Origin of the sequence: Mangrovicoccus algicola (assembly GCF_014903745.1) — a bacterium.
Classification (GTDB): domain Bacteria; phylum Pseudomonadota; class Alphaproteobacteria; order Rhodobacterales; family Rhodobacteraceae; genus Mangrovicoccus; species Mangrovicoccus algicola.
The window spans coordinates 127,343-148,390 of sequence record NZ_JACVXA010000003.1 but is presented as its reverse complement, the minus strand read 5'-3'; the positions used below and the strand labels follow the sequence as shown (position 1 = coordinate 148,390).

The following is a 21,048-nucleotide window of genomic DNA, read 5'->3' as shown; positions in this document are numbered from 1 at the left end:
GGCGCTGGCGGGCTGACGGGGCCGGCGGCGGCCAGCCCGGTCCGATCCGTCCGGTCCAGCCGCCGACCCGCGCCCGTCCCGGCCCGGGAAAACGGGGCAGGGGGCGGGGCGGATCAGGCGGCGGCGATCATCGCCTTCAGCTCGGCCATGTCGGCCAGCTTGCGCGCACCCTCGGGCGGCGCCACCTCGCTATAGGGCACGATCAGCACCTGCATCCCGGCCGCCAGGCCCGCCAGCGCGCCGGTGCGGCTATCCTCCAGCACCACCGCCTCGGACGGATCGACCCCGAGCAGCCAGGCGGCGCGCTGGTAGATCTCGGGTGCGGGCTTGCCCTCGCGCACGTCGTTGCGGCTGACCGTGACCATGCCGGGTGCAATCAGGTCCATGTGGCCCAGGTTGGCCTCGACGATGATGCGGTCGGAATTCGACGCGACCGCCTGGCCCAGCCCCCGCGCCGCGGCCGCGCGCCAGCATTCCAGGGCGCCGGGCATCGGTTTTAGCAGATCGACGCCCTGCATGTAATGCGAATACTTGATGCGGATCCAGTCGCCGAAGGGCAGGGACAGCCCCGCCTCCGCGCAGAGCCATTCATAGACCTTGTCCGCCGACATCCCCAGCACCTTGTCATGCAGCCGCGGGTCGGGCTCGATCCCCAGCGATCGCAGCGCCTCCACCAGCGCATGTTCATGCAGCGGCTCGCTGTCGATGAGCGTGCCGTCCATGTCCCAGAGTATTGCCTTCATGGCGGTGTTCTCCTGCTGCTGCCTGCGCGCAGCAAAGCGGAAAGCGCCGGGGAAGGGAATGCGGCCTTTGATGCGTCCGCCGCCGCATGCTACTGCGGCCGGACTGCCTGCCGTCCAGACCCGGAGATCCCGTGATGACCGATGCCGACCGTGCCCTGCTGACCCGTCTGTTCGACGCCGCCGTGGCCGCCGCCGACCCGGTTCAGGTGCTGCCGCGCCACCTGCCGCCGAAACCCGCCGGACGGACCGTGGTGATCGGCGCGGGCAAGGGGGCCGCGCAGCTGGCCGCCGCTTTCGAGGCCGCCTGGGACGGCCCGCTGGAAGGCGTCGTCGTCACCCGCTACGGCTATGCCGTCCCCTGCGAGCGGATCCGCGTGATGGAGGCGGCCCATCCCGTCCCCGACGCTGCCGGGCTGGAGGCGGCGCAGGCGCTGTTCGACGCCGTCGCGGGGCTGGGCGAGGATGACCTGGTCGTGGCGCTGGTCTGCGGCGGCGGATCGGCGCTCCTGCCGGCGCCGCCCGAGGGGCTGACGCTGGAGGACGAGGCGGCGCTGAACCGGGCGCTGCTGGCCTCGGGCGCGCCGATCTCGGCGATGAACGCGATCCGCAAGCATCTGAGCCGGATCAAGGGCGGGCGGCTGGCAGCTGCGGCGCATCCGGCGCGGGTCGTCAGCCTGGTCGTGTCGGACGTGCCGGGCGACGATCCCGCCCAGGTGGCCTCGGGCCCCACGGTCCCCGATGCCGTGACGCTGGCCGGGGCGCGGGCGCTGGTGGCGCGCCACCGCATCGCCCTGCCCGAGCGGGTCGCGGCGGCGCTGGAGGCGGCGGAGGAGGCGCCGCGCCCCGATGATGCGGTCTTCGCCCGCAACGAGGTGAAGGTCATCGCCTCGGCGGGTCTGTCGCTGCGCGCGGCGGCCGACGCGGCCGAGGCGGAGGGCATCCCCGCGGCGATCCTGTCGGATGCGCTGGAGGGCGAGGCGCGCGAGGCCGGGCGGTTCCATGCCGCGCTGGCCCGCCATGCGGCGCGCGAGGGCGCGCCCTTCGCGCCGCCGGTTGTCCTTCTCTCGGGCGGCGAGACCACCGTGACGCTGACCGGGGAACCGGGGCGCGGCGGGCGCAATACCGAGTTCCTCCTGGCGGCGGCGCTGGATCTCGACGGGGTGGCGGGCATCGCCGCGCTGGCGGCGGATAGCGACGGGATCGACGGGTCCGAGGAGAATGCCGGCGCCTTTGCCGATGGCGGATCGGCGGCGCGGATGCGCGCGGCAGGGATCGATCCGGCGGCGGCGCTGGCGCGGCATGACGCCTGGAGCGCCTTCGCCGCCGCGGGGGACCTGTTCTCGCCGGGGCCCACCGGGACGAACGTGAACGATTTCCGCGCTTTCCTGCTGCGTCCGGCAGGCTGATCGCCGCGCCCCTGGGATGACGCGCGCGGCCCTCCCTGCCTGGCCGGTTGCGACGCCTTCGCGGGGTTGATCACGACACCCTGCGGGGGTGAAGCAGGACGCCCCTGCGGGCTGAAGCAGGACGCCCCTTCGGGGCTGAATCAGGACGCCCCTTCGGGGCTATGCGGGCCATGCAGCCGGTGCAATCCGGCTTGGCCGATCCGGCATTGGTGTTTTCAAACTGCCCGCCATATGTGCGGTTGGCAAAGATGATTGACCGCAATTTCTGCGGCGCGAAAACACCCGGAGCCCCGAAATGACCACCGCTACCCTTGCTGCCCGTCGGCCGTCCTACACGCTGCGCATCTACGAAACCCTCTCCGCCGGCTTCGTCAAGGCAGCCCGCATCGAGAAGACCCGCCGCGCGCTGTCGGCCCTGTCCGACGAGACGCTGCGCGATATCGGCCTGAACCGCGACGAAATCGACGCCGCCGCGATCCGCGCTGCCCGCTGAAGCCTGCGCCCTGGCGGGCGCGGGACGAGACGACCCCCGCGGCGGAAAGCTGCGGATGCCATGGCGGCCCCAAGGGGCCGCCTTTGACGTTTCGGGGACCCGGCGCTAGCCTGTGGCGCAGGCGGCAGCGGAGGCGGGCGGTCATGTTCAGACGGTTGGCATCGGCATTCGGCCTGACGGCATCCCGGGCCGGCGCGGCGCGGGGCTCCGCCGCTCCCTTGCCGGTGGCGCGGATACCGGCGGGCATGCTGCGCGGGTCGCAGGAGGCGGGCACGGTCCGCTGGCTGGGCATCCCCTATGCCGCGGCCCCCACGGGCGATCTGCGCTGGCGCGCCCCCCGGCCGCCGCCGCCCTGGCAGGGACTGCGCGATGCCACGCGCTTCGCCCCCGACTGCATGCAGGCCCCGGTCGCGGCCGATGCCGCGCCGATCCGGACGGTTCCGTCCGAGGATTGCCTCTATCTCAACATCTGGCGCCCTGCCGCGGCGGGAATGGACCTGCCGGTGATCGTCTGGATCCATGGCGGGGCCTTCCTGACCGGGGGCAGCTCGGCGGCGATCCATGACGGGGCCGCGCTGGCCGGACGGGGGGCGGTCTTCGTCAGCCTGAATTACCGTCTGGGGCGGTTCGGCACCTTCCTGCATCCCGCGCTGTCGCGGGCGGAGGCGCCCTCGGGGAATTTCGGCCTGCTGGACCAGATCGCCGCGCTGCGCTGGATCCGCGAGCATATCCGTGCCTTCGGCGGCGATCCGGGCAATGTCACGCTGATCGGCGAAAGCGCGGGCGGCGCCTCGGTCCATTACCTGATGGCAGCGCCGGGGGCGAATGGGCTGTTCCATCGCGCGGCGATCTTGTCGGGGATGACGGGTCTGCGCCCGGGCACCGCCACCCGCCCGGAGATGGAGGCGGTGGGCGCCGCCTTCGCCCGCCGCCACGGCATCGCGGGGGAGGGGCCCGAGGCGCTGGCCGCGCTGCGCGCCCTGCCGGCCGAGGCCGTCTGCGGCGGGCTGAACTGGATGACCGCCGCAGACGAGGCTGGGCAGAGCTGGGCCGGGCCCTGGGTCGATGGCAGGGACCTGGCCGATCCGGGACCGGGGGCATGGGCGCCCATCCCGGTGATGATCGGCGCGACGGATGACGACCTGGGCGGCCGCACGGGATACATGATCGCGGGCGCGCGGCGCGCGGCGGACCGTCTGGCGGATGCGGGGCATCCGGTCTGGTCCTATCGCTTCGCCTATCTGCCCGAGTCCGTCGCGGCCGCAGGCGCCGCGGGGGCGGGCCATGCCTCGGATGTGCCGTTCTTCCTGGGCACGGCGGCGCGCGATCCGCTGATCCCGGCGGGGCCGCGCGATCGCGCGATGGCGGCGGCGATTGGGGCGCATCTGTTCCGTTTCGCGCAGACGGGCGATCCCAATGGGCCGGGTCTGCCGGACTGGCCGCGTCACAGGCCCGGGGGCGATGCGCTGATGTCCTTCGGGCGGGACGGGCGGGGTGCTGCCGGGCCGGACCCCTGGGCGGCCGAGATCGACGCCGCGCCGCCGCCCCGCAATCCCGACCCGCTGGGCGATCTGCGCGGGGCGGGCTGAGGCTCAGAGCCGCGCGGCCTGGGGGTCCGTCATCGGGGCCTTCACCGCCCGCCGCCAGCGCGCCGCATAGTCGCGCAACGCGGCGCTGTCGCCCGGGATGACCGCCCGGGTGGCAGGCGGCGGCGCCTCGGGCAGCATCAGGAGCGCCGCGCCGACGCTGGTCCCGGTGGCGGAGGCGGCGGTTTCCACGCCCTCGGGGCGCAGCGCGGCCAGCATCTCCAGGTAGTCGGGATTGGCGGCGAAGGGGCCCTCGACGATCACCGGGCCGGAGGCGCCTGCGAGGCTCAGGCAGGTATCGGTCATCAGCGCAAGGTACCATGACGGCGCCAGCATCCTTGCGCCTTCGGTCGCGGGCGGCGCGGTCCAGCCGCCCACGCGGCCCGGGAATGGCCCGCTGCCCGGTTCGACCGCGGGCAGCAGCATCAGCCCCTCCAGGACGGCCGCGCGATCGGCGGCGGTGGGGGCGGCATCGCTGCCGTCGCGCACGATCTCGTATTCGCGCCCGCCCATGAACCGCGCCGAGGCGACCGGATCGCCCATCGCGTTGACATTGACCAGCGTGTCGCGCGCCGGATCCAGCGGGGTCGCGCCCGCACCCATCGCCATGACCACGACCCAGGTGCCGGTGGAGACCACGGAAAACGCGCCGCTGCGGCCCAGCAGATGCGGATAGAGCGAGGCGTTGCTGTCATGGATGCCGCAGGCGACGGGCGTGCCCTTGGGCAGCCCGGTGCGCGCCGCCACCCCGGCGGTGACCCCGCCGAGGATGTCGGAGGAGCGGTGCGGTTCGGCAAGCTTTTCGGTGAGCCCCAGCGTCTCGACCAGATCCGAGAAGGCCGCCGCCGCCGGGTCCCACAGGTCGGTATGGCAGCCCAGCGAGGTGACATCGGTGCCGAAGCGCCCGGTCAGGCGGTAGCCCCAGTATTGCGGATAGGTCACGACATGCGCCAGCCGCGACCAGGCGTCGGGCTGCGTCACCTTCAGGTGATGCAGCTGCGCCCCCAGGTTCAGCCCCATGCCCAGGCGCGGGCTGCCGGTGCGGGCGAAATCCGGGCGCAGCGCCTCATAGGCGGTGGCGGTGTCCGACAGGTCGTGTTCGTAATCCAGCATCGGCAGGACCAGATCGCCCGCCCCGTCCAGCAGCACCGCCGCCGCGCCATGGGTGGTGACGGAAATCGCGTCGATCCCGTGGCTGGCATGGAAGGCCGCCAGGTGGTGCAGGAAGAAGTCCCAGTGCCCCTCCAGGTCGAAATGCGGATAGGGCGGGCCGGGCAGCACGGCATTGGGCCGCTTGACCACGGCCAGTTCCGACAGGGTGGCGGCATCGACCAGCGCGAGTTTCGCATTGGTCTTGCCCAGGTCGATCACGGCGATATGGCGCGGTGCAGTCATGGCAGGTGGAACACCGTTTCCAGGGGAACCGAGACCGGTTCGTTATCGGGATGGGTCTGCATGATGTCGGCCATATGCGCCCACCAGCGCTTCATCACCTCATGGGCGGGCAGGGCGTCCATGCCGTGATCCTGCCTGCGCCACAGCACGCCGAATAGCGCATTCGTCTGCGGGTCGTGGTGGATCGAGTAATCCTCGACCCCCGCCTCCTTCAGCAGCGCGACCAGCTCGGGCCAGATCTCGTCATGGCGCTTGCGGTATTCCTCCAGCTGCCCGGGATGCAGCATCATGCGGAAGGCGATCTTTTCCATCTTGGAGGTGTCCTTCATGTCTTGCCGCGGGCCATGCGGATCAGCCGCGGCACCGCGATCACGCCGATCAGCATGCAGCCGATGAAGATCGACATGACGATGCCCGGCACGTTCAAGAGCCCCAGCCCGAAGGTCACCAGACCCATCAGGATGGCGGCGATGACGACGCCGGGGATGGAGCCCGACCCGCCCAGGATCGAGACGCCGCCCAGCACCACCATGGTCACCACTTCCAGCTCCATCCCCGCGGCGATGGAGGGGCGGGTCGAGCCCAGCCGCGAGGTCAGGCAGATCGCCGCCAGTCCCGACATCAGCCCGGTCATCAGGAACAGGATCATCTTCACCCGCCCGACCCGGATGCCGGAGAAGAGCGCCGCGGTGGAATTGTTGCCCACGGCATAGACCTGGCGGCCGAAATTGGTCTTGTGCAGGACCACGCCGAAGACGATGGCGAGGATCGTGAAGATCACCATTTCGACCGTGATCACCCAGAAGACATAGCCCTGGCCGAACCAGGCGAAGCCCTCGGGATAGCCGCGGAAGGCCCCGTCGCCCAGCACGATGTAGGAGATGCCGCGGAACAGGCTCATCGTGCCGATCGTCACGACGATCGAGGGCAGGCCCAGCCGCGTCACCAGCACCCCGTTGAAGGCGCCGCAGAGCAGTCCCGTGCCCAGCCCGGTCAGGACCAGCAGCCCGGTGCCGCCCCCCGCCTGCATCACCAGCCCCATCGCGGTGGAGCAGAGCGCGATGATCGAGGCGACCGACAGGTCGATCTCGCCGGAGATGATCAGCAGCGCCATGGCGAAGGCGATCATCGCCTTCTCGGTGAAGTTGAAGGTCGCATCCGACAGGCCCCAGGCATCAAGGAAATAGGGCGAGGCAAAGCAGTTGAGGATGAACACCCCCACCGCCACCAGCAGCAAGAGCGACTCCCAGCTTTTCAGCAGCTTCGCGGCGGGCGAGCCCAGGCGGTCGGGGATCTGGCGGGGAACGGGGGTCATGTCGGGATCGGCGAGGCTCATGCGGCTTGCTCCGCGGATTTGAGGATGACGCGGCCCTGTCTGCGGCCCGCGCGGGCGTTGAAGGCGACGGCGATCAGGATGGCGGCGCCGGAAATGGCCAGCTGCCAGAAGGGCGAGACATCGACCACCGGCAGGGCGTTCTTGATGACGCCCAGAAACAGCGCGCCCAGAACTGCGCCCGCGACGGTGCCGACGCCCCCGGCGATGGAGATGCCGCCGATCACGCAGGCGGCGACGACGTCCAGCTCGAACCCGCCGGCGATGTCGACATAGGCGACGGCATAGCGGGCGATCCACAGATAGCCGGTCAGCCCCGCCAGCGCGCCGGAGATCACGAAGGCGGCGAATTGCGTGCGCCCCACGTCGATGCCGGTATAGGCGGCGGCATGCGGGTTCGACCCGGCCGCGAAGATCGCGCGGCCCAGCACGGTGCGGCTCATCACCAGGGCCATCACGGCGATCGCCAGGATCGCGATCCAGGCCAGCACCGGCAGCCCGAGGATCTCGATGCGCGGGAACCCGGTGAAGCCTGCGCTCATCTCGTGCGCGTTGACCCATTGCCCGTCGGAGATCAGGAAGATGATGCCGCGGAAGATGGTCATCGTGCCCAGCGTCACCACGATGGAGGGGATCTCCAGCTTCCACACGAGGATGCCGTTGACCGCCCCCATCACCGCGCCCAGCCCGATGGCCAGCACCAGCGTGACCACGACCGGCAGATCGGGCGCCACCGTGTTCAGAAGCGCGACGGTCATGCCGGTCAGCGCCAGGTTCGCCGCCACCGACAGGTCGATGCAGCGCGTCAGGATCACGGCCATCTGGCCCAGGGCCAGGATCATCAGCGGCGCGGTATCGGTGAAGACCGCCGCCAGGTTGCGCGGCGTGACGAAGCCGGGGAAGCGCGAGGCGATCAGCGCCAGAAGCGCCGCGATGACCGCGACAAGCAGCGTTTCCCGATGTTTGAGGATGCTCATGCGGCCTCCGCCGTGCTGATCCCGGCCGCGTGCCGGACAAGGGTTTCGGGAGTGAGGCCATCGCCTTCGAGTTCCGCGGCGATGCGGCCCTCGCGCATGACGATGACGCGGTCGGACATGCCCAGGATCTCGGGGATCTCGGAACTGACCATGATGACCGACAGGCCCTCGCCCGCCAGTTCCGACATGAAGTCATGCACCGCCGCCTTGGACCCGATGTCGATGCCCTTGGTGGGTTCGTCGAGGATGATGACCCGGGGCCTGGTGGCCAGCCATTTCGCGATGACGACCTTCTGCTGGTTGCCGCCAGAAAGCGCGCCGACCGGCGTGTCGAGCGAGGCGGCGCGCAGGTCCAGCCGCTGGGTGTACTCGCGGGCCAGCCTGAATTCCTCGGCCATGCGCAGGAAGCCGTTTTTCGAGGTCTGCGCCAGCGAGGGCAGGGTGACGTTCTGGAAGATCGGCAGCTGGGTGATCGCGCCCTGCTTGCCGCGATCCTCGGGGACATAGACGATGCCGGCCTCGATGGCCTCGGCGGGCGAGCGGATCGCCATGACCTTCTCGCCCATCCGGACGACGCCCTTCGAGGGCTTCGTCAGGCCGATCAGCGCCTGCATGAATTCGGAACGGCCCGCGCCCACCAGCCCGTAGAATCCGAGGATTTCGCCCTCGCGCAGGGAGAACCCGATATCCTCGAATTCGGTGGGATGGCTGTAGCCGGTGACGCGCAGCAGCTCCGGCCCGATGCGGGGGGCGCGCTTGGGAAAGATCTGCTCGACCGAGCGGCCGACCATCATCCGCACCAGCTCCGTCTCGGATGTCTCCGACATCAGCCCCTGGCCGACGAACTGGCCGTCGCGGAACACCGTGTAGCGGTCGGCGATGCGGAAGATCTCGTCGAACTTGTGGGAAATGAAGAGGATCGCCTTTCCCTGGCGCTTCAGCTCGTCGACCAGATCGTAGAGTTCCTCGATTTCCTTGTGGCTCAGCGCGGCGGTGGGTTCGTCCATGATGACGACGCGGGCGTCGATGGAAAGCGCGCGGGAAATGGCGACCAGGTGCTTCGACGCGATGCCCAGATCCCTGAGCAGCACGTCCGGGTCGATCTCGGCGCCGATGCCGCCCAGAATCGCGGCGGCCTTGCGGCGCATCGCGGCCTTGTCGATCAGCCCGAACCGGCCCCTGGGGGCGTGGCCGAGGAAGATGTTCTCTGCCACTGTCAGGTCGTCGAACAGGACGGTTTCCTGGTGGATCGCGGTGACGCCCGCGGCGGCGGCGGCCTGGGGCGTGGGGAATGCGATGGCCTTGCCGTCCATGCGGATCTCGCCGCCATCGGTCTGGTAGATTCCGGTCATGCACTTGACCACGGTGGATTTTCCGGCGCCGTTTTCGCCGATCAGCGCGGTTACCTCGCCGGCGTGCAGTTCGAGCCGGACACCGTCGAGCGCGCGCGTGCCGGGGAATGTCTTGACGATGCCGGCCAGTTCGAGGACCGGCGCGGGGTGTGCCTCGGCCATGCTGGCCTCCCTTTCGGATGCGGTTCTTCACGGGGGATGCGCGGGCTGTGCCGCGCATCCCGTGTCGCGGGGAGGATCAGAAGATGCTCTTGAACTCGTCGATGTTGGAACTGTCATAGACGAAGGGGTCGGCCATGGCGCCGGAATTGGTGTCGTCCAGCGTCACCTCGCCCAGCCGGCCCATGCCGATCGCGGCGCCGGGCTCGGCCTCGGCCTCGCCCTTGGCCAGGTTGTAGGCGATCATCGTCGCGGCATAGCCCAGGTCGATCGGGTTCCAGATGGCGAAGGATTTCGACGCGCCCGACTCGATGGCCCCGGCCATCTCGGAGGGCAGGCCCAGGCCGGTCACGTTGACCTCGCCCACCTTGCCGGCATCCGCGACCGCCTGTGCCGCGGCGACGATGCCCACCGAGGTCGGCGCGATGATCGCGTCGAGATCGGGATAGGACTGCATCAGGCCCTGGGCCTCGCGATAGGACTTGTCGGCCAGGTCGTCGCCATAGACGGTCGCCACCAGGTTGATGCCCGGATAGTCGCCCATCACCTTCTTCATCTCGTCGATCCAGATATTCTGGTTCGTCGAGGTGGTGGTCGCCGACAGGACCGCGACATCGCCGCCCTCGGGCAGGTTGTCTGCCGCCAGCTTGATGATCATGTTGCCGATCAGCGGGTTCGAGGACGGGTTCAGGTGCATCTGGCGGCCTTCCGGCGCGACGCCCGAATCCCAGCTGATGACGGTGATCCCGCGCTGCATCGCCTTCTTCAGCGTCGGCACCAGCGCGTCGGTATCGTTGGCGCTGATGGCGATGGCATCGACGCGCTGCGCGATCAGCGAGTTGATCACCTCGATCTGGCCCTCGGCGGTGGTGTCGGTCGGGCCGGTATAGATGATCTCGACATCGCCCAGCTCGCCCGCCGCCTCCTCGGCGCCCTTGGCGGCCGCCTCGAAGAAGCCGATGCCGAGCGCCTTGACGACCAGCGCGATGCGCATGTCATCGGCCGAGGCGGTCCCGGCCATCAGCCCGAGGGCCGCGGCCCCGGCCAGAAGTTTGGCAAAATGTTTCATGTGTTTCCTCCCTTTGGTGTTGTCTCAGCGCGTTGCGCCCCAGTCCCGGATGGCGCGGGCCAGCCCCTCTGCCAGTCCGGCATGCGCCTCTGCGTCGAGATGGATGCCGTCCAGCGGATCCACCTGCGCGACAAGGCCTGCATCGTAAAACATCGTGCCTGCCGCGGCGGCCACGGCGGCCATCTCGGCGGCAAGGGCGCGCGACTTCTCCGCGCCGCCCAGCATGTGCGGCGCGGGGACGCCGGTTTCGGTGATCGGCGGCGGCGCGACGACCAGGATATCCGGGTCGCCGCCCCCGGGTCCGCAGGCATGGCGGCGGATTTCGGTGATCAGCCGCGCGATGCCCTTGGCGATATCGGCGGCGGTCATCGAGAACCGCGCCTTCAGGTCGTTCGTGCCCAGCATCAGCACGACCAGATCCACCGGCTTGTGGCTGCGCAGCACCGCGGGCAGCACGCGCAGCCCGTTGAGGAATTCCCCCTCGAACGGATCATCGAGGCAGGTGGTGCGCCCCGGCAGGCCTTCCTCGATCACCCGGTATCCCGGCCCCAGCGCCGCGGCCAGCCGCATGGGCCAGCGCGTCGCCGCGTCATGGCGGGTCCAGCTGCCATCGGCGGCGATGGCCGAGGCGCCATGGGTGTTGGAATCGCCGTAGCACAGGATCACGCGGTCGCTCATGAGGCGGCCTCCGCGCGGGTGCCGCTGGCAGTGGCCACGATCAGCGTGATATCCGCCGCCTCAAGCATGGCCGCGGCGCGGTCGGAAATGCCCTCGTCGGTGATCAGCGTGTCGATCCGCTCCAGCGGGCACAGAACCAGCGAGGAGCGGTTGTCGAACTTGGCGCTGTCGACCAGCACGACCAGCTCGTCCGCCTGGCCGATCAGCTTCTGTTCGGCCTGGATCAGCAGGGGGTCGGCCTCCATCAGCCCCAGCGGCCCGATCCCCTGGGCGCCCATGAACATGCGCCGGGCGTAGAAATTGCGCGTCACGTCATTCTCGAAGGGCGACAGGATGATGTTCTGCTCGCGGTAGATGGCGCCGCCCGACAGCATGATCGTGTTCTTGGAATTCTTCAGCAGGTGTTCCGCGATGGGGAAGCTGTTGGTGAAGACCTGCAGCCGCCGCGAGGCCAGAGGATGCACCATCTGGAAGGTCGTCGTGCCGCCATTGATGATGATCGGGTCGCCATCGTCGCACAGATCGACCGCGGCGCGGGCGATTGCGCGCTTCTGCTCGATCCTGATCGATTCATTCACCGAGAAAGGGCGGCCCGCCAGCCCCGGAAACTGGTTGGGATTCAGCGCCTCGGCGCCGCCGCGGACGCGCCGCAGCTTCTTCTGCATGTGCAGGGCGGCGATGTCCCGCCGGATAGTCGCCTCGGAAGCCCCCGTCATGGAACAGATTTCCGCCACGGTCACGACCGGGCGATCCTGAACCGCGGACAGTATGATCCTGTGGCGTTCCTTCTCGTGCATCCTGATCCTCCCTGTTCGCTAAGCTTGCGGCGTGAATCGCTCACTGTCAATCATAAACTGTCATAACGATCATGCTGCAGATGCAAAATGACCGGATATGATCGAAAATGATTGACACCGTGCCCTTCGATGCGGCAGTTTTCGGCCAGACGTTCACGCTCCGGAAGTCCGGAGAAGAGGGAGGATCTCCAATGCTCATCGCGAATCCGCGGCTTGCGTCGCTCTGGGATGACGGCCGTGCCGAGGCCATGTCGGAACCCGAGAAGCTGCTTTACCGCTCCAACCTGCTGGGGTCGGACAAGCGCATCACCAATTACGGCGGCGGCAACACCTCGGCGAAGGTGATGCAGCCCGATCCGCTGACCGGCGAGGAGGCCGAGGTTCTCTGGGTCAAGGGCTCGGGCGGCGATGTGGGCTCCATCAAGATGGACGGTTTCGCCACGCTCTACATGGACAAGCTGCGCGCGCTGAAGGGCAAGTATCGCGGCGTGGAATTCGAAGACGAGATGGTCGGCTTCCTGCCGCATTGCACCTTCAACCTGAACCCGCGCGCCGCCTCGATCGACACGCCGCTGCATGCCTATGTGCCGAAGAAGCACGTCGATCACATGCATCCCGACGCGATCATCGCGATTGCCGCCTCGAAGAACTCCAAGGAGCTGACGCAGCGCATTTTCGGCGACGAGATCGGCTGGCTTCCGTGGAAGAAGCCGGGCTACGAGCTGGGCCTGTGGCTGGAGAAATTCTGCCTGGAGAACCCCGAGGCCAAGGGCGTCGTGCTGGAATCGCACGGGCTGTTCACCTGGGCGGATGACGCCAAGGAGTGCTACGAGCTGACGCTGGAGATCATCAACAAGGCCATCGCCTTCTTCGAGGAAGAGACGGCCGGCAAGACGATCTTCGGCGGCGCGGTCTGCGAGAGCCTCGGCAAGGACGAGCGCCGCAAGGTCGCCGCCGCGCTGATGCCCGCGATCCGCGGCATGGTCTCGGGCCTGCAGCCGATGGTCGGCAACTTCAATGACAGCGAAACCGTTCTGGAATTCGTCAACTCGGCCGATCTGCGTCCGCTGGCGGCGCTTGGCACCTCCTGCCCGGACCATTTCCTGCGCACCAAGATCTGCCCGCTGGTGGTCGATTTCGACCCGGCGAAAGGCAATCTCGACGAGGTGCTGGCCGGTCTGCCCGCGCAGGTCGAGGCCTATCGCGACGGCTATGCCGCCTATTACGACCGCTGCAAGCATGAGGACAGCCCGGCGCTGCGCGACCCGAACGCGGTCGTCTATCTGGTGCCCGGCGTCGGCATGATCACCTTCGCCAAGGACAAGGCCACCGCGCGGATCTCGGGCGAATTCTATGTCAACGCGATCAACGTGATGCGCGGCGCCTCCACCGTGTCGGAATATTGCGGCCTGCCCGAGCAGGAAGCCTTCGACATCGAGTACTGGCTGCTCGAGGAGGCCAAGCTGCAGCGCATGCCCAAGCCGAAATCGCTGGCAGGCAAGGTGGCGCTGGTCACCGGCGGCGCGGGCGGGATCGGTGCGGCGACTGCGCAACGCTACCTGTCCGAAGGCGCCTGCGTGGTGCTGGCCGACATCAATGCCGATGCCCTGGAAACCACGCTCGAGGCGCTGGCGGGCAAGTATTCCCGCGACGTGGTCCGCACCGTGGAAATGAACGTCACCGACGAGGCGGCCGTGGATGCGGCCTATGCCGATGCGGTGGTCGAATATGGCGGGATCGACATCCTCGTGTCGAATGCCGGCATCGCGTCTTCGGCGCCGGTGGAGGAAACCTCGCTGGAGCTGTGGAACAAGAACATGTCGATCCTGTCGACGGGCTACTTCCTGGTCTCTCGCGCGGCGTTCAAGCTGATGCGCGTCCAGGGCATGGGCGGCTCGATCGTCTTCGTGGCCTCCAAGAACGGCCTTGCCGCCAGCCCCAACGCCTCGGCCTATTGCACGGCGAAGGCGTCGGAAATCCACCTGGCGCGCTGCCTGGCGCTGGAAGGTGCGGAGGCAGGCATCCGCGTCAACGTGGTCAACCCCGATGCGGTCCTGCGCGGCTCGAAGATCTGGGAAGGCGAATGGCTGGAACAGCGCGCCTCGACCTACAAGACCGACAAGGAAGGCCTCGAGGAGATGTACCGCAACCGCTCGATGCTGAAGCGCAACGTGCTGCCCGAGGATATCGCCGAGGCCGCCTATTTCTTCGCCTCCGAGAAATCGGCGAAATCGACCGGCAACATCCTCAACGTGGATGCCGGCAACCAGCAGAGCTTCCCGAGGTAATGGCCATGATCGACAAGAGCATCATCGAGGCGGCCAACGCGAAGGCCGCCGACGGGCTGCGCGCGGATTACGAGGCGCTCGGCGCGCATCTCGCCCGCCGCGGCATCGATATCGAGGCGGTGAAGGCCAAGGTCGCGAAATTCGGCGTCGCCGTGCCCTCCTGGGGCACGGGCACGGGGGGCACGCGCTTCGCCCGCTTCCCGGGGGCGGGGGAGCCGCGCCACATCTTCGACAAGCTCGACGATTGCGGCGTGATCCACAGGCTGACGGCCGCCACGCCCGACGTGTCGCTGCACATCCCGTGGGACAAGGCGCCCGCCGCCGATCTGAGGGCCAAGGCCGAGGAGCACGGGCTGGGCTTTGCCTCCATGAACTCCAACACCTTCCAGGACCAGGAAGGGCAGACGCACAGCTACAAATACGGCTCGCTGTCGCATACCGATCCGGCCACCCGCGCGCAGGCGGTGGAGCACAATATCGAGACCATCGAGATCGGCCGCGAGATCGGCTCGAAATCGCTGACCGTCTGGATCGGCGACGGCTCGAACTTCCCCGGCCAGTCGAACATGACCCGCCAGTTCGAGCGCTACCTCGCCTCGATGAAGGAGGTCTATGCCAGGCTGCCGGATGACTGGCGGATCTATTCCGAGCACAAGATCTATGAACCGGCCTTCTATTCCACCGTCGTGCAGGACTGGGGCACCAGCTACCTGATCTCGAAGGAGCTGGGCGAGAAGGCCTATTGCCTCGTCGATCTGGGCCATCACGCGCCCAACGTGAATATCGAGATGATTGTCGCGCGGCTGATCCAGTTCGGCAAGCTCGGCGGCTTCCATTTCAACGACTCGAAATACGGCGATGACGATCTGGATGCGGGCAGCATCGAGCCCTATCGCCTGTTCCTGGTCTTCAACGAGCTGGTGGATGCCGAGGACAAGCCGGGCCTGAGCCTCGAGCACATGATCGACCAGAGCCACAATGTCACCGATCCGATCGAGAGCCTGATGGCCTCGGCCATGGAGATCCAGCGCGCCTATGCGCAGGCGCTGCTGGTCGATCGCGCGGCGCTGGAAGGGTTCCAGGAAGAGAATGACGCGCTGATGGCGACGGCCACGCTGAAGGCCGGGTTCCGCACCGATGTGGAGCCGATCCTGGCCATGGCGCGGCTGGAGGCGGGCGGGGCGATCGACCCGGTCGCGACCTTCCGCCAGTCGGGCTATCGCGCCGAAGTCGCGGAGGTCCGGCCGAAATCGGCAGTGACCGGCGGCGGCATCGTCTGACCTGGGCGGCCCCGGGTCAGGCCCGGGGCGGGACGGTTCAGAAGCCCGATAGCAGCGCATCGACCGCGCGGGTGATCTCGTCCCTCATGGCGGCGAGGCTGCCCGCGCGTTCGCCCAGCTCGCCCAGCGTCAGCGTCGCGGCGAGCTGCGGCATCAGCAGGAAGCGGCCCCGGGGCAGGGAGACGGCCGGGTTCAGGCCGCGCATCGCCCGTCCGACGCGCTCCGCGGGCACGAGCGGCGCCACCACGCGGGTCCTCAATCCCTCCAGCAGGTCGCTTTGCAGGATGACGACCAGCTCTCCGCCGGGCAGCCGGTAGAGATCGTGCTGTGCCGCCATGTCAGAACTTCCGGAACTCCGAGAGCGGCACGCCGCCATCCTCGATCATGGCGTTGAAATCGGCGACCGCCCCGGCATTCTGCGCCTGCCAGTGGCGGGCGCGTTCCGTCCGGATCGCGGCGCGCAGCCCGGCCTCGGCCGCCTGGGACAGGTTGATCCCGAGCGCCCTCGCCTCCTCGAGCACGCCGCGGTCGAGCGTCATGCTGGTGGATTTCCGCAGGGTCCGGGTCATGGCGTTTCTCCGCTGGAATATACCGCATAATATACCGTAGAAATGCGGTTCTGTCGACATGGGCGGCCGGGCTTGCGGCATGTTGCAAGTTTGGAATTTATGTTCCAGAATTGTGCCGGACCGGGACCGGATGGAGGGGGGCAGGGATGGCGGAGGGACTGCAGGCGGGCGCGGCGCCGAAAAGCATAGAGGCGTTCCGCGCGCGGCTGCAGGAGATCGCGCCCGCGCTGCCTCGACGGATGCGGGACTGTGCCGGTTATCTGGACGCCAATGCCGAGCGCATCGCGGTGTCGACCGTTGCGCAGCTGGCCGAGGGGGCCGGGGTCGCGCCCTCGGCAATGATGCGGTTTTGCCAGCTGCTGGGTTTCTCGGGATTCTCCGAGATGCAGCGCATGTTCCGCGACGCCTACAGCCCCGGTCTGCCGGATTACGCCACGCGGCTGGCGCTGTTGCGCGAGGAGGGCCGGGACAGCCCCTCGGCCTTGCTGGCGGAATTCGTGGAATCCGGACGCAATTCATTGGAGTCCTTGGCTGTTTCCATCGAGCCCGCCGCGCTGGAGGCAGCTGTGCGGGTGCTGGCCGGGGCGGGGGTCATCCACCTGGCCGGGATGAGGCGGGCCTATCCGGCCGCCGCCTACCTGGCCTATGCCTTCGAGAAGATGCAGATCCCCGCGATGCTGCATGATCAGACCGGGCGGCTGGATCACCGCCATGCGATGCGCCCCGGCGATGCGCTGCTGGTCATCACCTTTGCCCCCTACACGCCCGAGACCGTCGCCCTGGCGGAACAGGCAGCCGCGGCGGGGTTGCCCGTGGTGGCGGTGACGGATCGTGCGGATGGTCCCTTTGCCCGCCCCGGCATTCTGCCGCTGCTTGTCACCGAGGCGGATTTCGGCGCCTTCCGGGCCCTGTCGGCGACGATTTCGCTGGCGATCGCATTGGCCGTTGCGGTGGGGGCGCGGCGGAATTCCGCGTGATGCCGGAATTTCAGAGTTGCTTTTCTCCGGAATGGAATGTTTATTCCAAATCAGGGAGGGGCCGCATGCGGCGGCCCGGGGAGGTTCGGCGCGGCTTGCGGCCTTGCAGGGGCGCGCCATCCCCCGAGGACAGGGGCATGACATGAAGACGCTGGATGTCATCACCATCGGCCGCAGCTCGGTCGATCTTTACGGCACGCAGGTCGGCGGCCGGCTGGAAGACATGGGGTCCTTCGACAAGTATATCGGCGGCTCGCCCACCAATATCGCCTGCGGCACCGCGCGGCTGGGCCTGCGCTCGGCGGTCATCACGCGGGTCGGCGACGAGCATATGGGGCGCTTCATCCGCGAGCAGCTGCAGCGCGAGGGCGTCTGCACCGACGGCGTCGCCACCGACCCCGAGCGGCTGACCGCGCTGGTGCTTCTGGGCATCCGCGACGAGGACCGGTTCCCGCTGATCTTCTACCGCGAGAACTGCGCCGATATGGGGCTGAGTGTCGAGGATATCGACGAGGATTTCATTGCCTCGGCCCGCGCGGTCGTCGCCACCGGCACCCATCTGAGCCATCCGCAGGTCGAGGCGGCGACGCTGAAGGCGCTGGATCTGGCGCGCAAGCATGGGCTGAGGACTGCGCTCGACATCGATTACCGTCCCAATCTCTGGGGCGTGGCCGGGCATGGCGACGGCGAAAGCCGCTTTGTCGAGAGTGCCGCCGTCACCGCCAAGCTGCAGTCGACGCTGCATTTCTTCGACCTGATCGTCGGCACCGAGGAAGAGTTCCACATCGCCGGGGGCACCACGGATACGCTCGGGGCGCTCCGCGCGGTGCGCGCGGTCACGGACGCGGTGCTGGTCTGCAAGCGCGGCGCGCAGGGCGCGGTGGCGATCACCGGCGCGATCCCGGCGACGCTGGACGAGGGCGAGGCCGGTCCGGGCTTCCCCATCGAGGTGTTCAACGTGCTGGGCGCGGGAGACGGGTTCTTCTCGGGGCTGCTCAAGGGCTGGATGGAGGACGAGAGCTGGCCGGTCGCGCTGAAATACGCCAATGCCTGCGGCGCCTTCGCGGTCAGCCGCCATGGCTGCACCCCGGCCTATCCGTCGCTGAAGGAGCTGGAGTTCTTCCTCCATCGCGGGATCCTCCGCCCCGACCTGCGCAACGATGCCGAGCTGGAGCAGGTCCACTGGGCGACCAACCGCAAGGGCGACTGGTCGACCCTGCGCACCTTCGCCTTCGACCACCGGATGCAGCTGGAGGAGATGGAGGGCTACACGCCGCAGAAGGGCGGTGCGTTCAAGGATCTCTGCCTGAAGGCCGCGCTCGAGGTGCAGGGCGGTGCGCCGGGCTACGGGATCCTCTGCGACAACCGCATCGGCCGCAAGGCGCTGCATGCGGCCTCCGGCACCGGTCTCTGGATCGGCCGCCCGGCCGAATTGCCGGGGTCGCGCCCGGTCGCCTTCGAGCCCGAGCTGGGCGCGGATCTGGGCCAGTTCCGCGAATGGGCGCGGGAGAACGTGGTCAAGCTTCTGGTCTTCTGCCATCCCGAGGACGACGCGGCGACGCGCACGCTGCAGGAGGAGCGGGTCAAGCGGCTTTACACCGCCGCGCGCCGCAACAATCTGGAATTCCTGCTGGAGATCATCCCGTCCAAGGTCGCGCCGACGGACGACATGACCACGGCCAGGCTGATCCGGCAGTTCTATGATATCGGCGTCTACCCCGACTGGTGGAAGCTGGAGCCGCTGCAGACCTCGCTTGCCTGGGCCAATGCGGTCGAGGCCATCGAGGAGAATGACCCGAATACCCGCGGCATCGTCGTCCTCGGCCTGGATGCCCCGGAGGCGGAGCTGGCCGCCAGCTTTGCGCTGGCCGCCGCCTTCGGTCTGGTCAAGGGCTTCGCCGTCGGCCGCACGATCTTCGGCGATGCCGCCCGGGCCTGGATGAGGGGCGACATGACCGATGAAGCGGCCATCGCCCAGATGGCCGAGCGCTATGCCCGGCTCTGTCAGCTCTGGGACGGCGCCCGTGCCAACGCGACGAGGGAGGCTGCAGAATGAGCCCGAAAGACATGACCGCGCCCGTGACGCGCGAGGGAGGACCGCAGATGGGCCAGACGATCCGGATGACCGCAGCCCAGGCGATGGTGCGCTGGCTGTCGGTGCAGATGACCGCGGAGGGCGAGCGCTTCGTCGACGGGGTCTGGGCGATCTTCGGCCATGGCAACGTGGCGGGGCTGGGCGAGGCGCTGCACGGGGCCGGGAAGGACTTCCCGACCTGGCGCGGGCAGAACGAACAGACCATGGCCCATGCCGCCATCGCCTATGCAAAAGCCAAGAAGCGCACGCGCGCCATGGCGGTGACCACCTCGATCGGGCCGGGGTCGACCAACCTGGTGACGGCGGCCGCCTTGGCCCATGTCAACCGCCTGCCCCTGCTGATCATCGCGGGCGATGTCTTCGCCAATCGCCGCCCCGATCCGGTGCTGCAGCAGGTCGAGGATTTCGACGACGGCACGGTGTCGGCCAATGACTGCCTGCGCCCGGTCAGCCGCTATTTCGACCGCATCACCCGGCCCGAGCACATCCTGACGGCGCTGCCGCGGGCGCTGCGGGTGATGACCGATCCGGCCAATTGCGGCCCGGCGACGCTGTCCTTCTGCCAGGACGTGCAGGCGGAGGCCTACGACTATCCGGCCGGGTTCTTCGAGCCGCGGGTCTGGCACATCCGCCGTCCGGCGCCGGATGCGCGGGAACTGGAGGAGATGGCCGGGCTGATCCGCGCGGCGCAGTCGCCGGTGATCATCGCCGGGGGCGGCGTGATCCATGCACAGGCCGAGGCGGAACTGGACGCGTTCGCCACCCGCCACGGCATCCCGGTCGCCGAGACCCAGGCGGGGAAATCCGCGCTGGCGCAGAGCCATCCGATGAACCTGGGGGCGGCCGGGGTGGACGGGGCCGAAAGCGCCAATGCCGCGCTGCGCGATGCGGATCTGGTGATCGGGATCGGCACGCGGCTGCAGGATTTCACCACCGGCTCGCGCGCGCTGTTCCGCCATCCCGACCTGCGGCTCGTCAGCCTGAACATCCAGGGCTATGACGCGGCCAAGCATGGCGCGGTCAGCCTCGTGGGCGATGCGAAGGTGACGCTGGGCCTGCTGTCCGGGGCGTTGGGGGACCACAAGGCGACGGGGTTCGACCCGGCGGCGCGCGCCGCCTGGCTGGCCAAGGTCGACGACCATTGCCGCGACCGCAAGCGGCCCGCGGGAGAGCTGCCGATCGATGCCGAGGTGATCGGCGCGGTGCAGCGCACCAGCACGGAGGCCACTGTCGCCATGTGCGCGGCGGGGACGATGCCGGGCGCGCTGAAGCTGCTGTGGCAGGCTGCCCGGGGCGGCTATCACATGGAATACGGCTATTCCTGCATGGGCTACGAGGTGGCCGGCGCGATGGGGGTCAAGCTGGCCATGCCGGAACGCGACGTGGTCTGCTTCGTCGGCGACGGCTCCTACATGATGGCCAATGCGGAACTGGCCACGGCGGTGATGCGGCGCATCCCCTTCACCGTCGTTCTGACCGACAATCGCGGCTATGGCTGCATCAACCGCCTGCAGCAGGGCTGCGGCGGGGCGCCGTTCAACAACCTCTACGAGGATTGCAACATCGAGGCGCAGCCCCGGATCGACTATGTCGCCCATGCCGCCTCGATGGGAGCGCATGCGGTCAAGGCGGCGGACATCTCCGACCTGGAGGCGAAGCTGGCCCAGGCGAAGGGCCGGGACATTCCCACGGTCATCGTGATCGAGACCGATCCGGGGCCGGGGCCGGGCGAGAATGGCGGCGGAGCCTGGTGGGACGTGGCCGTGCCGCAGGCCGGGGGGCCGGAGCGGCTGGAGCGGGCCCGCGACAGCTATGCCGAGCACGTCCTGAACCAGCGCCTCGCGACCTGAC

The 21,048-nt window shown here is 68.7% G+C and carries 19 protein-coding genes; 8 read left to right on the top strand and 11 right to left on the bottom strand.

All coding sequences use genetic code 11. The features are described 5' to 3' along the window. Positions 1-113 precede the first annotated feature (113 nt). Positions 114-743, bottom strand: a complete 630-nt coding sequence (locus ICN82_RS01470) for an HAD family hydrolase (protein WP_193179049.1) — start codon at positions 741-743, stop codon at positions 114-116. A 134-nt stretch (positions 744-877) separates the two neighbouring features. On the opposite strand from ICN82_RS01470, the gene ICN82_RS01465 reads away from it, so the two are divergent. The 3 genes from ICN82_RS01465 to ICN82_RS01455 all read left to right on the top strand — a co-directional run bounded on the left by ICN82_RS01465 (position 878) and on the right by ICN82_RS01455 (position 4,231). Then, complete coding sequence (locus ICN82_RS01465; RefSeq protein ID WP_193179048.1) at positions 878-2,149, top strand: glycerate kinase type-2 family protein; 1,272 nt, start codon at positions 878-880, stop codon at positions 2,147-2,149. A gap of 295 nt (positions 2,150-2,444) precedes the next feature. After that, the gene (locus ICN82_RS01460; RefSeq protein WP_193179047.1) at positions 2,445-2,642 is read left to right on the top strand and encodes a DUF1127 domain-containing protein; all 198 of its coding nucleotides are present in this window, start codon (positions 2,445-2,447) and stop codon (positions 2,640-2,642) included. A gap of 143 nt (positions 2,643-2,785) precedes the next feature. Continuing rightward, positions 2,786-4,231: a carboxylesterase/lipase family protein gene (locus ICN82_RS01455; protein ID WP_226898201.1), complete on the top strand. Its 1,446-nt coding sequence runs from the start codon at positions 2,786-2,788 to the stop codon at positions 4,229-4,231. 3 nt (positions 4,232-4,234) lie between these two features. Here ICN82_RS01455 and ICN82_RS01450 read toward each other — a convergent pair whose 3' ends face one another. The 8 genes from ICN82_RS01450 to ICN82_RS01415 all read right to left on the bottom strand — a co-directional run bounded on the left by ICN82_RS01450 (position 4,235) and on the right by ICN82_RS01415 (position 11,988). Next, positions 4,235-5,623 (bottom strand): FGGY-family carbohydrate kinase, encoded by a 1,389-nt coding sequence (locus ICN82_RS01450; protein WP_193179045.1) that lies wholly within the window; start codon positions 5,621-5,623, stop codon positions 4,235-4,237. Continuing rightward, positions 5,620-5,934: an L-rhamnose mutarotase gene (gene rhaM / locus ICN82_RS01445; RefSeq protein ID WP_193179044.1), complete on the bottom strand. Its 315-nt coding sequence runs from the start codon at positions 5,932-5,934 to the stop codon at positions 5,620-5,622. Before rhaM ends, ICN82_RS01450 begins: the two co-directional genes overlap by 4 nt. A 14-nt stretch (positions 5,935-5,948) precedes the next feature. Further along, positions 5,949-6,959 carry an ABC transporter permease gene (locus ICN82_RS01440; RefSeq protein WP_226898200.1) on the bottom strand — a complete coding sequence of 337 codons (1,011 nt, stop codon included), beginning with the start codon at positions 6,957-6,959 and terminating at the stop codon, positions 5,949-5,951. Next, positions 6,956-7,933, bottom strand: a complete 978-nt coding sequence (locus tag ICN82_RS01435) for an ABC transporter permease (RefSeq protein ID WP_193179043.1) — start codon at positions 7,931-7,933, stop codon at positions 6,956-6,958. Before ICN82_RS01435 ends, ICN82_RS01440 begins: the two co-directional genes overlap by 4 nt. Further along, positions 7,930-9,447, bottom strand: coding sequence for a sugar ABC transporter ATP-binding protein (locus tag ICN82_RS01430; protein ID WP_193179042.1), 1,518 nt, complete (start codon positions 9,445-9,447; stop codon positions 7,930-7,932). The genes ICN82_RS01435 and ICN82_RS01430 overlap by 4 nt, the downstream gene beginning before the upstream one ends. 76 nt (positions 9,448-9,523) lie before the next feature. Next, a complete protein-coding gene (gene rhaS / locus ICN82_RS01425) occupies positions 9,524-10,513 on the bottom strand; it encodes a rhamnose ABC transporter substrate-binding protein (RefSeq protein WP_193179041.1) in 990 nt (329 codons plus the stop codon). Between the two features lie 24 nt (positions 10,514-10,537). Beyond that, positions 10,538-11,191, bottom strand: a complete 654-nt coding sequence (locus tag ICN82_RS01420) for an SGNH/GDSL hydrolase family protein (protein ID WP_193179040.1) — start codon at positions 11,189-11,191, stop codon at positions 10,538-10,540. Further along, positions 11,188-11,988, bottom strand: a complete 801-nt coding sequence (locus ICN82_RS01415) for a DeoR/GlpR family DNA-binding transcription regulator (protein ID WP_193179039.1) — start codon at positions 11,986-11,988, stop codon at positions 11,188-11,190. Before ICN82_RS01415 ends, ICN82_RS01420 begins: the two co-directional genes overlap by 4 nt. 191 nt (positions 11,989-12,179) lie before the next feature. Between ICN82_RS01415 and ICN82_RS01410 the strand changes: the two genes are divergently transcribed. Beyond that, positions 12,180-14,276: a bifunctional rhamnulose-1-phosphate aldolase/short-chain dehydrogenase gene (locus ICN82_RS01410; protein ID WP_226898199.1), complete on the top strand. Its 2,097-nt coding sequence runs from the start codon at positions 12,180-12,182 to the stop codon at positions 14,274-14,276. A 5-nt stretch (positions 14,277-14,281) separates the two neighbouring features. After that, positions 14,282-15,556 (top strand): L-rhamnose catabolism isomerase, encoded by a 1,275-nt coding sequence (rhaI, locus tag ICN82_RS01405; RefSeq protein ID WP_193179037.1) that lies wholly within the window; start codon positions 14,282-14,284, stop codon positions 15,554-15,556. Between the two features lie 37 nt (positions 15,557-15,593). Here rhaI and ICN82_RS01400 read toward each other — a convergent pair whose 3' ends face one another. Beyond that, the gene (locus tag ICN82_RS01400) at positions 15,594-15,893 is read right to left on the bottom strand and encodes a CcdB family protein (protein ID WP_193179036.1); all 300 of its coding nucleotides are present in this window, start codon (positions 15,891-15,893) and stop codon (positions 15,594-15,596) included. A gap of 1 nt (position 15,894) precedes the next feature. Further along, positions 15,895-16,125, bottom strand: a complete 231-nt coding sequence (locus ICN82_RS01395; RefSeq protein WP_193179035.1) for a type II toxin-antitoxin system CcdA family antitoxin — start codon at positions 16,123-16,125, stop codon at positions 15,895-15,897. Positions 16,126-16,271: 146 nt separating this feature from the next. On the opposite strand from ICN82_RS01395, the gene ICN82_RS01390 reads away from it, so the two are divergent. The 3 genes from ICN82_RS01390 (at position 16,272) to iolD (ending at position 21,047) form a co-directional block, all read left to right on the top strand. Next, positions 16,272-17,102: a MurR/RpiR family transcriptional regulator gene (locus ICN82_RS01390; RefSeq protein ID WP_193179034.1), complete on the top strand. Its 831-nt coding sequence runs from the start codon at positions 16,272-16,274 to the stop codon at positions 17,100-17,102. A gap of 142 nt (positions 17,103-17,244) precedes the next feature. Then, complete coding sequence (locus ICN82_RS01385) at positions 17,245-19,158, top strand: bifunctional 5-dehydro-2-deoxygluconokinase/5-dehydro-2-deoxyphosphogluconate aldolase (RefSeq protein WP_193179033.1); 1,914 nt, start codon at positions 17,245-17,247, stop codon at positions 19,156-19,158. Between the two features lie 47 nt (positions 19,159-19,205). After that, entirely contained in the window at positions 19,206-21,047 is a 1,842-nt protein-coding gene (iolD, locus tag ICN82_RS01380) for a 3D-(3,5/4)-trihydroxycyclohexane-1,2-dione acylhydrolase (decyclizing) (RefSeq protein WP_193179060.1), read from the top strand. Position 21,048: the final 1 nt, after the last annotated feature.